The sequence below is a fragment of the Kitasatospora sp. NPDC005856 genome, assembly GCF_040629945.1.
GTDB lineage: Bacteria > Actinomycetota > Actinomycetes > Streptomycetales > Streptomycetaceae > Kitasatospora.
Map to the genome: position 1 here is coordinate 58,479 of NZ_JBEXWT010000044.1, position 12,741 is coordinate 71,219.

Sequence of the window (12,741 nt, forward strand, 5' to 3'; positions counted from 1 at the left end):
TCCATGGAAAATTTATCATGAGGCTGCGTTATGGTCGTCGTCAGATCGATCAGGCGGATCGTCAGTAACGCCTGTTCTCCTAGGCAGTAGGCGCATGCTGCCCGCGCACCGCAGAGCAGTCACACGCGGCATCCACCAGCCCCGCCCTGACCTGGCTCACGGCGACGAATCCGCCGGCTCACCTCTCCCCACACCACCGCCTCACGGAGGTTCCCGTGTGCACCCGTAACACCCCCTCGATCACCCTCTCCCGGCAGGCCCTGCGCGACGTCCTGGTCCGCGCGGGCTGGGACCCCGAGACCACCTTCAACGCCGAACTCGCCCTCTGCGAGCTCATCGTCAACGCCTGGCGGCACGGCCGGACCCCCGCGCCCGTCGTCTACTTCTCCCTCCTCGGCTGCACCCTCCGCGTCTCCGTCGCGGACGAGAGCGACGCGCTTCCCGAACAGCGACTCCCCGCCGACCTCGGCGAGTGCGGCCGCGGCCTCCAACTCGTCCAGGGGCTGACCCACCGCTGGGGCGTCGACCCCCAGAAGCGCGGCAAGGTGGTCTGGTACGAGCTGGAGTCGCTCGCGTGAACCGGGAGCCCGTCGCGCCGGACGACCCTCGGATGCGCGACTACACCAAGGCGCAGATCACGGCCCTCCTGGGCGAGTTGCACAGGCGCGGAATGCCGTACGGGCTCCTCTGGGGGTCCGCCTCGGCCGGTGAGTCCACCCTCGACGGCCGCATCCTGGTCGACTTCGGCCATTCGCCGGTCAGCACCCTGCTGAACCTCCTCCACCTGCTGCCCGGCCCGGAAGGGGGCGAACGCGGATGAGCCCCGGAACCGCCGCCCGCCTCGGCGTGGTCACGGCCCTCCGGATGTCCAGACCCGATCCGTACGCTGACCCGGGACGCCGAAACCAGGACCCGACCCGGCGCGCACCCGCCTGACGGCGCCAATGGCCGGGCCGAGTCGCCCGACTCGCCCCGGCCGCGAGAGCGCCCAACGCCTCACCCTGGCCGGGGTCCTGGAACACCCGGGCGCCCCCGCCCGATCCGACAACCACCACCGCCACTGACCAGTTGACCTTAAGCCCGCCGCGCTCGCCACGAGCGCGGCGGGCAGGTCGGTGTGCCGGCCGTCCTTGTTGCGAATCCTGCGCGATGGCGCCTCAATGGGTGATGCGGGGGATTTGTGGAGCCGATCAACCCGGCTCCCCACAGTGTTCGTCACCAAACCCGCAGACATGAAAGAGCCGTGACCATGCCTCTCCCCATGTTTCCGGCACAGATCCTGCTGCACACCGACCAGCAGAACGGTCAGTTCCTCTTCGTCTCCAACGATACGGAGGGGGACGACAAGGTGGTGGAAGCCCACCCCTACCCCGATGAGTTCAGGAACAGGTTCGAGGCCCAGGACGACGGTGGTGGGAACGTCCGTCTCTACAATCCCGCGACTGGCTACTACCTGTTCGTCTCCGAGGGCGAGAGGGGAGGAGACAAGGTCGTCGAAGCACATCCGTATCGTGATGAGCCTCGCAACAGCTTCATGGTTCTCGAACCGGATCCCGGGGTCTTCGTCTTCCTCAACCCCAGCACCAACCGGTTCATGTTCATCTCGAACGACAGGGAAGGCGACGATTTCGTGATCGAGGCCCACCCTTACAACGAACTCCGCAACCGCTTCACGGCGATACCGGCGGCCTGAACCCAGGCGGGCGACTGCTCGCCGCCGAGCGGGGCAGCGGGTGCAGGTGTCCTCGATGCCCACCGCTCGACGGGTACGTGGATGTCGTTGGACCCGGGGCGCGGATATGACGCCACGCTACTCACGAGACCGGCGAACCGGACCGGTCTCTTGCGACGCTCGGCGCCAGGTAACGATGTGTGTCCCTGATTACCCCCAGCAGATGAACGACGAGACGGCGTCGTTCCAGCCGAAAGGAGTCAGGTCGGGGATCCGGGTTCCTGCGGGAACGAAGAAATCGGCCCCCGACAGGTTGATGTCCCAGAAAAGGTCCACGTCGAACGCGCAGACGCTCACCGACGAGATGATGTCGTTCCAGTTCTGCGTATGGAGAAAACCCCTGGGGACGTTGACCAGGTTGGGCCAGTGGAAGCCATGCTCCAACTCAAGACGGTCCCCGCCCTCGTTCGCGTCTTCCCAGACCCGGGTGAAGGTGGGAAGCCCGAAGTCCAATGCCACATCCGTGTCCATCGACCGTGCTTCGGAGAGCATTGCCGTACGGTCGGTGAAGGCTCCGAGGGCAACCGCACCCCCGTCGGACAGGCGAGTCGTATAGAGCGCCTGAGACCTCATCGTGGCGTTGAACTGCTCAAGGTCTTCGACGACTTCCCCGTTGAGGACTATCGGGATCTCGGGTTCGATCGGACGCATTGCGCCCCTTGTCGGCGGGCGCCCCTCTTCGAACGCCTTGAGGGTTTCCGGGGTGTTTCGGCGGGATTGTATCTGTGCCCACGCTTCGTGTGATTTCTGCGCCGTGACAGTCATCTGCGTCACTCCTTGTTACGTGGAGGCAAAGGATGATTCGTCACTTCCATGCTAGAGGTGTGGCCGCGAAGCGCCACTGGCCATGGGGTAGTTGAGCCTGCAAGCAGGGCGCCTTGAGGCGGTACGAACCGTCCTTTGTCGGCCGTGCGGCCAGTGGTTCAACTCGTCGAATGAGAAGACTTTGGGTGCGGCGCTCTTGGGAGGAGAATGTTGATCGGAGGGTCAGGCTGAAGTCAATACGGTGACTCTTTTGGTGATCTTCAGGGTTGTCCCGTGGCTGCCGTGCAGAGGGTGTGAAATCCGAGGGCGTACACGATCAGGCCGCGGGGGGCGGGGGATCAGGCCCCGTCAGAGGCCCGGGCCCGGGGCGTCAGCCCCGCCCGCGCCATGAGGACGGGCGGAACCAGCGGCGGCGCAGGCCGGTGCGGGGCGGTGGTGGGAGTTCGGCCTCCATGGGGGAGGTGAAGGTGCGCAGCAGGACCTCGGGGGCCGGGCTGCTGCCGCCCGGCGGCTGCGGGGGCGGGGACGGTGGCCGCACCGCCGGCAGGTAGGGCGGTGGGGGGTCCGGTGGAGGGCCCGGCAGGAGGGGCGTCGACGAGGCGGACGAAGTGGGCGGCGGCGGTGGCCCGGCTTGCGGGTGCCCCGGGGTGCGGAGGTGGACGGTCTCCGGGCTCGGCGGGGGCGGGGGCGGGGGCGGGGCCGAGAAGACCTCGGTCGCCCACGTGCGCGGTCGGAGCCGGGTGGTCGGCCCGCCCGGAGCGGGGCGCTGGACGGTCTCGGCCGTGGGCGGGCTCGGTGGCGGTTCCAGGGCGCGGCCCGATGGGGGCTGGTACGGGCGGTCGAGGTCGAGGACGAGCTGGGTGCGCCGCAGCGTGGCGCGGGAGACGGCGTCGGGCAGCCAGTCCCCGTGGGCGAGTTGCCGCTGTGCGATGGTGACGAGGTGGCCGGGGAGCGCGTGGAGCAGGCCGTCGACGGTCGGCCGGTGGGCGGGCTCCTTGCTCAGGCAGGCGCGGACCGAGCCGTCGAGGTCGGCGGGCAGCGAGGATATCCGGGGCTCGCTCTGCAGCACGTTGAAGATCACGTTGACGACGTGGTCCCCGTCGAAGGGGGGCAGTCCGGTCGCCGCGAAGGCCATGACCGCTCCGAGGGCGAAGACGTCGGCCTCGGCGCGTACGGACTGGCCGGTGACCTGCTCCGGGGCCAGGTAGCCCGGGGTGCCGATGATCACGCCGGTCGAGGTCTGCCGGGTCGAGCCGGCCATGAGCGAGATTCCGAAGTCGATGAGCCGCGGGCCCTGCGCGGTGAGCAGGACGTTGGACGGCTTGAGGTCGCGGTGGACGACGCCCGCCGCGTGGACGGAGTGCAGGGCGCTCAGGAGTCCGTACCACAGGGCGTACAGCGAGTCGGTCGGAAACGGTCCGAAGGCGTTGACGCTCTGCTGGAGGGAGAGCCCCGGGATGAAGGAGGTGGCCATCCAGGCGCCGCTCTCGTCGGCCTCCGCGTCCAGGAGCGGGGCCGTGAACTCCTCGGGGATCCGCGACACGACGGCGATCTCGCGGCGGAAGCGTTCCTGCGCCTCCCGTTCGCTCACCAGCTCCGGTCGCAGGACCTTGACCGCCGCGGCCCGGCCGGTGGCCGAGCGCGCGAGGTAGACGATTCCCATGCCGCCCTCGCCGAGGCGGCCCAGCAGCCGGTAGTCGCCCAGCTCCCGGCGGTCGGTGGCGGAGAGGGGCGCCAACCCGTCGGGCAGGCCGATCCAGCCGTCGGGTTCAGCCATCGCTCCACCTCCCGAGGCCCCGGCGGTCGGTCGTCCGGTGCCCGCGCCCGAAGAGGATCTCCGACTTGAGCCGGCGGTCCGCGCGGTGGCGCCAGCGGGCCAGCAGGGCCTCGTTCGCGCGGACCTCCGGGTGGTCGGCGCCGAGGGTGCGGCGCAGTTCCGGCAGCACCTCGTGGAACAGGCGCAGCGCGGTGCGGACGTCCCCGTCGGCGCCGGTCCAGTGGGCGAGCCGGGCCCGGTTCACCAGGGTGACCTGGTCCTGCTCGCCGAGGATCCAGTCCAGGTCGTCGAGGAGCTGCCGGAAGAGGGCGATGGCCGTCCGCGGGTCGCCGGCCTCGCCGGTCCAGTGCGCGTGCTGGCTGCGGGCGAGGAGGGTCTCGCGGGCGTCCCGTCCGGCCACCCGGCTGAGATCGGGAACCACGGCGGCGAACAGCCCGCGGGCGCCCTTCGCCGAGCCGGCCAGGCCGGTCCACTGGCCGAGCCTGGCCCGGCCGATCAGGGTGTGCAGGTCGTCGGCGCCGAGGAGCCAGTACAGGTCGGGGACGAGGGAGCCGAGCAGTCGGACGGCCTGCCGGGTCTGGCCGGTCCGGCCGGTCCACTGGGCCTGGTTGATGCGTCCGACCAGGGTGTCGCGGTCCTCCGCCCCGAGGACCCGGTGCAGGTCGGTCACCAGGAGGCCGGTGAGGTGCGCGGCGGAGCCGGTGTCGCCGGAGACCCCGATCCAGTGAGCGAGCCGGCCCCGGCCGAGCAGGGTCTCACGGTCGTCCGGGCCGAGGGCGCGGGTCAGGTCGGTGACCACCTCGCCGGTGAGTCGCGCCGCCTCCTGCGGACGCCCGGCCTCGCCGGTCCAGTGGGCGAGCTGGGCGCGGCCGACGAGGGTGACCCGGTTGTCGGCGCCGAGCACCCGGGTCAGTGAGCCGACCGCCGCCGTGGACAGGTCGAGCGCCTCGCGGACCTGGCCGGCGGCGCCCAGCCACTGGGCGTACTCGATCCGTCCGGCCAGGGTGTCCGGGTCGTCCGTGCCCAGGATCTGGGTCATCTCGTCGAGGACGTTGCCCAGTTCCGAGGCGGCGGACCGGGCGTGGCCGCCCTGGCCGAGGCGCCGCCCGGACTCCACGAGGGACTGGAAGCGCTCCCGCTCGGTGACCGGTCCCTGGCCGCCGTCGGGGGGTTCACCCCGGCCCGGATGCTCGGAGCGCCCCGCCCGCGGGCGGCTGAGGATCAGATTGGCGGCGGTGTCGGTGCCGCACTGCTCCGGCTCCGGCCACCCCCGTGAGCGCAGCGCGAGCCGCAGGTGGGGGAAGAGCGCGCCCAGGGACACGCCCTCGGGGCCGGCGCCGTCGACTCCGTTGCGCAGCGCGCGCAGCAGTTCGCCGGTGAAGGCCGTGTGCCGCTTGCCCTCCTCGAAGTGGGAGGGCGAGTTCGGCGGTGACGAGACCAGGGTGTACGCGCCGGCGATCTCCAGCTGTTCGACCACCGGCGGGGTGCTCCCGGACAGGCCGCCCGCGACCGCGCGGCCGGAGAAGCAGCAGTCGAGGACGAGCACCCGGACGCGCGCCGGACTGGCCTGGAACGCCTCCCGGACGACGTCGAGCGGGCAGGCCGTCAGGGAGGGCATGCTCTGGTCGGTCTCGGCGAGCGCGAGGTAGAGCTCCCCCTTCTTGGAGCCGATCAGGCCATGGCCGGAGTAGTAGACGAGGAGCACGTCCTCGGCGGCGCCCGCCGCCTGCAGCAGCGGCAGTCCGAGGTCCCTGGGCTGTCGCGGGTCCAGCACGGTGATGCAGCGCTCGGGGGCGAAGGCGCCCGGCTGTCCCTCGATCAGGACGTCGCGGAAGTCGAGCACGTTGTTCGCGATCGCCGGTACGTCCGCGGGCCCGCTCTGGTGCGAGTAGTGGGCGGTGCCGATCAGTACGGCCCACGAGCGCGAGGCGTCGGGAAGCCGGAACACGGTCAGCCCGAGACGCCGTCGGTCCGCGGGGTGGTGTCGGTCCGCGGGGCGGGGGCGAGGTGCGGGGCGGTGTCCGTGGGCGGGCCGTCGTGCAGGGCGGCCTTGAGCAACGCCTCCACGTCGGAACGTGCGACGTGCGCGGCGGTCACCTCGGTGCGGGTGCCGTCCGGCTTCACGGTCTTGAGCCTGACGGTGCTGGTGCGGGGCTGGCTCAGGTACACCCTGAGCGAGGTGGCGAGCGTGGTGACCGCGCCGCCCGCCCCCAGCGCCACGATGAGGACGTCGGACCAGGACCCGAGTTCGCCCGGGCCAGCCATGGCCGGTGCGACGCGGACCCGGCCGCGGAGCGTCGGCTCGCCGGCCAGCCAGTCGCGCAGGTCGAGGACGGCGTCGGGGCCGCCCGCTTCGACCGCGAGCCAGGATTCCACCACAGCGATTCCCCTTTGGATCGGACCGGCGCGGGTGTTCCGCATCCGCTAGGACGGCGGCGCGGAGCGTTCTGTTCCTCGTGCGGCCGAAATGTTATGACCGTCCGTCAGAAGATCGCCATCCGACGGGTCCGCATCCACCGCCGACGGCATCCGGCGTAGGACGGTGATCAACTGTCCTTCCCCGGTGGGTGGTTGCTGCGTCCGCCAGGCGGTGTGGTCGTCCGGGCGGACCGCAGAGGGGTGAGCGGTCGTGAGGCATGACCGAACTCCGGGTCGATGTTCGTGCAGGTGGCCGACCGTGCGAGCCGTCCCGATGGTGCGGGACGTACCCCTTGGGTCGTCCGTGCCGCCCCGGTGTCCCCGGGGCGTCATGCCAACGCCCGTACTCCCCTTCGCCGTTGACGACGGTAGTTCGACTACGTCACGCTCGATGAACCGCCGAGGTCGGGGGCCGTCGGCCGGGCCGCGAGCCGCGAGTCGCGAGCCGCGAAATCGCATGCCGTGTGCCGTGTGCCGCCACACCGTCCCCGACGCCCGGCCCGGAAGTCCACCGTGCACCCGTGTGGAGGTACCGCCATGTCCATCTTCAAGCGCCGTCTCGCCGTGCCCGGAGCCGCCGTCGCCGCCCTGACCCTCGCCGCACTCCTCCTCCCGGCCACCGGCGCCCACGCCGCGCCGCCGCCCGCCGACTCGTGCACCCAGAACTGGAGCATCAGCTCCGGCCAGGGCTACGCGAACGGCAAGTGGTGCAACTACAACACCAAGGTCGTCGGTACGGTCCACGACACCAAGGCGGACGGTCGCTGTCCCTACGTGCGCGGCGGCCTCTCCAACGGCGGCTACGTCGACAGCGACTGGGCCGGAGGCAAGGGCAAGTCCCGCCCCATCACCCTCCGCGCCCCCTCGGGCACCCACTTCACCAGCGTCAGCATGCGCTCCATCGGCTGCTGACGCCCGGCGCGGGCGGGTGGGCGCCGTCGGCTGGCGTCGGCCCCGGAACGCGGCCGGGTGAGGAGGGGGCCGGCGGTCGGGGAAGGAGCGTCCTGCCGGACGGATCCGGCAGGACGCCTCCCGCCTCGGGGTCGTGCGGTGTCACAGCCTCACGAGCTGCACGCGGCTGCACACGACGAAGCCCTCGTGCGTGCCGTCGGACAGGAGCAGGGTCCGGTACATCCTGCGGTCCTGCTCGGGGACGTCCGCGAACCCGTCGATCTCACGGTCCGACCGGGCCTTGGAGATGGACAGGCTGTCGAACGTCGCCCGGAGCTTCATCGCCGCGACATTCTCGAACTCCACCTGCAAGACCGGCTTCTGTGCGTCCTCCCAGGTACGCAGCACCAGGAAGCGGTGCGAAACCGAGTAGGACCAGGGCCGGAACGCCCGTTCGGTCTGCAGGGGCAGATCCTTGAGCCCGGCGAGGAGGGTCATTCCGATGCGCATTCGACGGTGCTCGTCTCAGTCGAAGGGGCTGGTCGTCTCCACTCCATTCTCGTACCACTTCACGCGATCCCGGACGTCCTGCGGAGCCTCCCTGATCATCTTCAGCTCCCAGGCCGTGAAGTGCTCCTTCGGGTCCACGAGCTCACCGAACTTCTCGGCCCACTCCCGGGCGTTGGCCTTCCCGATGCCGTCGAGGTTGAAGAAGATGTCGGTGTTCTTCCCCGGGGTGAGTGCCTCACGGACGGTCGCCACCCAGTCGGTTCCCGCGGGGAAGTGGTGGTACGCCTTCGCCTTGACGGTCTTCTCGGCGAATTCCTTCAGGATGAGGTCACCCGCATCGTTCACGGTGACACCGAGGGCGAGTCGCTTCGGGCAGTAGTTCTTCGCGTTGTGGACCAGGACCGACAGGTCGCCCGCCAGCACGTAGTACGTGTGGAGGTCGTCGACGGTGAGGTTGTAGGCGGGCTGGAGGGTGTTCCAGTGCCGGACACTCTCGATCGGCTGGGGCCGGCCGGCCGCGTCGCGCAGTTCGTCGCCGGCCTTGAGAGCCGCGGCGTCGAGCCACTGCTTCTGGTTCTCGGACCAGAAGGGGTGGTGGTCGGTGCTGGTCAGGAAGCGTCCGGCGCCCAGGGAGATGTCGGTGAAGTCCCGGTCGTCGGGGGTGTAGATGGTGTCCGAGACCCGGCGGGGGCCGGTCACTCCGGTGGTGGGGTCGGTGGCGAGGACCTCGTCGCCGACCCGAACCGTCTCGATGGCACGGGTGGAGCCGTCGGCCATCAGGACGCGGGTGCCGGCCGGGAAGCTGTTCAGCTCGCAGGCCGGAGGAAGCCGGGTGACGAGCTTCTGGATGAACTCGACCGCCTTCTCGCCCCAGGAGCCGAACTTCTTGGCCCACTGGGCGAGTTTGGCGACGGCGGCGCCGTCACCGATGAAGGGGATCGCGCCGATGCAGGAGGTGAGCGCCTCGGTGGTCTTGCCCTCGACCGCGTAGTAGGCGCAGTTGATGAGGTCGGCGATGTCGGCGAGGCCGGGGGCGATGACGCCGCCCGCGCCGCCGATGACGTCGAGGGTGAGGTGGATGCTCTCGGAGAAGAGGTGGTAGAGGTAGCTGACGTTCTCGCTGTCCTCCTTGGCCTTCTTGATCTCCTCCTCGAGAGCCGCGATCGAGTCCTGCTTCTGCTGCTCGGCCTGGGCCCGCTTCTCGGCCTCCTGGCGCTCCGCCTCCAGCTTGGCGAGCCGGGCCTTCTCCTCGGCCTCCTGCTTCACCTGGTAGTTCGCGTGGGCGTCGTCGGCGGCGGCCTGGGCAGCCTGGGCGTCCTTGCCCGCGGCCTCGGCGGAGCTCCGGGCCTGGCTCGCGTAGTCGTTGGCCTCGGACGCGGACCACCGGGCCAGGCGGGCCGAGCTCTCGGCCTGGTTGGCGGAGTAGACGGCCTTGGCGGCGTCGCGGTTGGCGGAGGCCTTGGCGGCATTCGCACTCTTCGCCGAGGCGGCTGCCTGGGCGGCGGAGGCCTGGGCGGCGTCGGCGGCGGCCTGGGCCTTGGCGACCTGGTCGGCGGCGGTGTTGGCCGAGGCCTGGGCCTGGGCGGCGTAGCCGTTGGCCTCGGTGGCGGCGTCGCGGGCGATGGCGGCGGCGGCCTGGGCCGTGGCGGCGTTCTTCTGGGCGGTCGCGGCGTTGGCGGTGGCCTCGGCGATCAGGCCCTTGACGTCGGCGACGTGGACGGCGGTGAGCCGGTCCTTCTGCTGGGCGGTGTACTGGCCCCGGGCCACGAAGGCGCGCAGGTCCTGGACGGGGCCCTCGAGGGCGATCCGGGCGGCGGCCTTGAGCTCGGGCTCGGTGTCCGGGGCGTCCTCCAGCCGGACGGCGGTCAGGCGGTCGTCGGCGGCCTGGGCGTCCGACAGTCCCTTGCCGAGGAAGTCCCGCAGCGCGGCGGGGGTGTTGACACGCAGGGCGGCGTCGGCGGCGGCCTTGACGGCGGGGCCGGCCGTGTCGCTGATGCGGGTGATCGTCAGCCGGTTGTCGGGTGCCGCTGCCTCGTCCTTGCCGCTGGTCAGGAACGCGGCGACCTGGGTGGTGTTGCCCTGCAGCGCGGTGTAGGCCGCGGTACGGACCGTGTCGCTCTCCGAGCCTGTGTAGACGTCGGTGGCACGGTCACGCGTGTCGTGGTCCTCGGCCTGCTTGCGGCCGCTCTTCACATAGGAGAAGACAGTGGCGTCGTTGCCGGTGAGAGCCGCTTCGGCTGCCGTTTCTCCCCACGTTCCGGAGATCTTGCGGGAGATCAGGGCGAGCTTGCGGCCGTCGGTGGCGACCTGCGCCGGGGTGGCGCCGGGCTGGTTGGCCAGCGCGGCGAGGCGGTCGGCCTCGGCCTTGGTCTTCTGGACGTCCTGGGCGGCCTGGTCGGTCTGCGCCTGCTTGTCCGCCTGGTCGGCCTTGGCCTTGCGGGCCTTCTCCACGGCCGCCGCGGTGCGGTTGGCCAGGTCCTCGGCCTCGGTGCGACGGGTCAGGTCCTGGACGGCGTTGGCCTTGTCGACCGCGGTCTGGGCGTCCGCGGCGAAGCCGGAGGCGGCGTTCGCGTGGTCGGTGGACTCCTGCGCGGCGTTGGCACTCTGTCCGGCGTGGTCGGCGGCGTCCCGGGCGGCCTGCGCCGCCGCGGCGGCGTGGGAAGCGGCGGACGCCAGCAGCGTCTTGGCGGCCTCGGCCTGCGTGGCGGCCTCACCGGCCAACTGCTGCGAAGCGGCGGCGGCACGGCCGGCCTCGGCGGCCGAGCGACGCGTCGCCGCCGCGGCCTGCTTGGCCTTCGCCGACTGCCCGCCCGCGCTGTCCGCGTAGGCACCGGCCTGCTCGGCCGAACCCGCCGCGGAATCCGCGTTGCCCTTGGCGCTGAGCGCGGCACCCGCCGCGTCCTTGCTCCGCGCCGCGGCCTCGTTCGCCTTCACCAGCGTGGCGTTCGCGTCCGCCGCGATCTTCGCCGCGGCATCGGCGGCATCCGCCGCCACCCGCGCCTCGTTCGCCTTGGTCGCGTCACCGGCCGCGGCCGCGGCAGCCGTCCGCGCGTTGGCCGCGGCCCGCTGGGCCCCGGCCGCCGCCGCCGCCGCGTTCGACGCCGCGATGGCGGCGGCGCGCGCCGAGGCGTTGGCCGCACGGGCGGCGGTCATCGCCGTCTGCGCCGCCGCACCCGCACGCTCCGCCGCGCTCGCGGCCCTGTTCGCCGCCTCGGTGGCCTTGGCCGTGTCGGCTCCGGCCTGCTGCGTCTCGATCGCCGCCCGCGCGGCATCCGCCTTGGCCAGCTCCGAGTTGTGGACCGCCTGGTCCTTGGCCTCGATCGCCGCGGCCGTCTCCTGGGCCGCCTGCGCGCTCGCGTCCTTCGCCTGCTGCGCCAGCTGCGCGATGCTCGCGCGCTCCTGGTCACGGCTCTGCGCGATGTACTGGCCGGTCGCCAGGAAGTCGCGCACGTCCTGGATCGACCCGTTCAGCGCGATCCGCGCCGACGCCTGGACGTTGGGGCCACCGGAACTCAGGATCTGGACCAGCTTGACCCGGTCGTCGCCGTCCTTCGCCGTGAACTGGGTCTCCGTCAGGAACTTCTGCAGATCGTCACTGGTGTTGGCGCGCAGCGCGGCATCGCCCGCCGCTTGGAGACTCCGCCCGGCACCCATCGCGGGGTCGGTGATCCGGGTGATCCACAGCCGCCGGTCGGCGTCGAGCGCCGCCTGCCAGCCGCCCTCCAGGAACGTGCGCAGCTCGTCGGCGGTGCCGTCGAGCGCCTTGTCGGCGGCCTCGCGGACCTTCGGCCCGCCCACGCTGGAGATCTGGGTGGCGGCGAGCAGGTCGTCCGCGTGCTGGGCCCCGGCGAGCTCGTTGTCGACGAACTGCTTCACGTCCTGGTCGGAGCCGGCCAGTGCGACCTCGGCGAGCGCGTGCAGTCGGGGGCCTCCGTTGAGCCACGCCTGCAGGGCGAGCTCGCGGGGGCCCGGCTGGACCTGCCCGGTGGCCGACACGGCGGCGGCGCTCGGGATGCCGGCCCCGACCAGTCCGGCGGTGAGGGCGAGGGGTAGCAGGCCCAGGGAGAGCCTGCCCAACAGCGGCGGCCCTCCCCTTCCTCGCCGTCGTGAACGGGATATCGATTGACGCACGGGAAGACCTCCACTGTCGACATCGGCCGAATCCCGGCCGCAGCGGAGTCACGATAAATGACACTCCAACAGAACGCCCACGAAGTCAAACAGTTCCGTTGCCGATCGGGCGTCAAAGTGCCTCAGTGGACTCATAATTCGGCAAAGGTGTCGCACCGTCAGTATGTGATCAAATGCCTTCCAAATCGTGACAACCTGCCCGTCTGAGCTGCAAGAAGGGTCTTGGCGCGGCCTCCGTCGATCTGGTTCGATGGAGCGGATTCCGCCGATGGTGACGGGGGTGGCCAAGCGGCTTTCCAGGCTCGCCACCACCATTCATGACGCCTCGTCACGTCATGCAGGTTCGCCTGCCATCCGGAGGCTTCGTCACATTTCGATGATCTGTCGACCAGGTCAACACCAAACGAACGAAGAGGAATACTCATGGCAAAGCGCATGTCCCGCTGGCTCGTTGGTGGCGCCGTCGCCGCGGCCGCCACGCTCGGCGTCACCGCGATCGCGTCCGCCGACGGCACCC

At 71.2% G+C, this 12,741-nt stretch carries 10 protein-coding genes; 4 read left to right on the forward strand and 6 right to left on the reverse strand.

Features of this window, described 5'->3' with window-relative positions; genetic code table 11:
• The first annotated feature begins 215 nt into the window (after window positions 1-215).
• From ABZ449_RS25035 to ABZ449_RS25045, 3 genes are all read left to right on the forward strand, one after another.
• Window positions 216-578 carry an ATP-binding protein gene (locus ABZ449_RS25035; RefSeq protein WP_360349845.1) on the forward strand — a complete coding sequence of 121 codons (363 nt, stop codon included), beginning with the start codon at window positions 216-218 and terminating at the stop codon, window positions 576-578.
• Window positions 575-820 carry a hypothetical protein gene (locus tag ABZ449_RS25040; RefSeq protein WP_360349847.1) on the forward strand — a complete coding sequence of 82 codons (246 nt, stop codon included), beginning with the start codon at window positions 575-577 and terminating at the stop codon, window positions 818-820. The genes ABZ449_RS25035 and ABZ449_RS25040 overlap by 4 nt, the downstream gene beginning before the upstream one ends.
• A 429-nt stretch (window positions 821-1,249) precedes the next feature.
• Window positions 1,250-1,693, forward strand: a complete 444-nt coding sequence (locus tag ABZ449_RS25045; protein WP_360349850.1) for a hypothetical protein — start codon at window positions 1,250-1,252, stop codon at window positions 1,691-1,693.
• Window positions 1,694-1,882: 189 nt separating this feature from the next.
• Here the strand turns inward: ABZ449_RS25045 and ABZ449_RS25050 are convergent, their stop codons facing one another.
• From ABZ449_RS25050 to ABZ449_RS25065, 4 genes are all read right to left on the reverse strand, one after another.
• Complete coding sequence (locus ABZ449_RS25050) at window positions 1,883-2,497, reverse strand: hypothetical protein (protein WP_360349852.1); 615 nt, start codon at window positions 2,495-2,497, stop codon at window positions 1,883-1,885.
• Window positions 2,498-2,867: 370 nt separating this feature from the next.
• The gene (locus tag ABZ449_RS25055; protein ID WP_360349855.1) at window positions 2,868-4,274 is read right to left on the reverse strand and encodes a serine/threonine-protein kinase; all 1,407 of its coding nucleotides are present in this window, start codon (window positions 4,272-4,274) and stop codon (window positions 2,868-2,870) included.
• A complete protein-coding gene (locus ABZ449_RS25060) occupies window positions 4,267-6,222 on the reverse strand; it encodes a tetratricopeptide repeat protein (protein WP_360349858.1) in 1,956 nt (651 codons plus the stop codon). The genes ABZ449_RS25055 and ABZ449_RS25060 overlap by 8 nt, the downstream gene beginning before the upstream one ends.
• Window positions 6,223-6,224: 2 nt before the next feature.
• Complete coding sequence (locus tag ABZ449_RS25065) at window positions 6,225-6,650, reverse strand: hypothetical protein (RefSeq protein ID WP_360349861.1); 426 nt, start codon at window positions 6,648-6,650, stop codon at window positions 6,225-6,227.
• Window positions 6,651-7,229: 579 nt separating this feature from the next.
• On the opposite strand from ABZ449_RS25065, the gene ABZ449_RS25070 reads away from it, so the two are divergent.
• On the forward strand, window positions 7,230-7,604 hold the full coding sequence (locus tag ABZ449_RS25070) for a hypothetical protein (protein WP_360349864.1): 375 nt from the start codon (window positions 7,230-7,232) through the stop codon (window positions 7,602-7,604).
• 141 nt (window positions 7,605-7,745) lie between these two features.
• On the opposite strand, the gene ABZ449_RS25075 is transcribed toward ABZ449_RS25070, so the two are convergent.
• Together ABZ449_RS25075 and ABZ449_RS25080 are read right to left on the reverse strand one after the other, a co-directional pair.
• The gene (locus tag ABZ449_RS25075) at window positions 7,746-8,081 is read right to left on the reverse strand and encodes a hypothetical protein (protein ID WP_360349867.1); all 336 of its coding nucleotides are present in this window, start codon (window positions 8,079-8,081) and stop codon (window positions 7,746-7,748) included.
• A 27-nt stretch (window positions 8,082-8,108) separates the two neighbouring features.
• Entirely contained in the window at window positions 8,109-12,170 is a 4,062-nt protein-coding gene (locus tag ABZ449_RS25080; RefSeq protein ID WP_360349870.1) for a polymorphic toxin-type HINT domain-containing protein, read from the reverse strand.
• Between the last annotated feature and the right edge of the window lie 571 nt (window positions 12,171-12,741).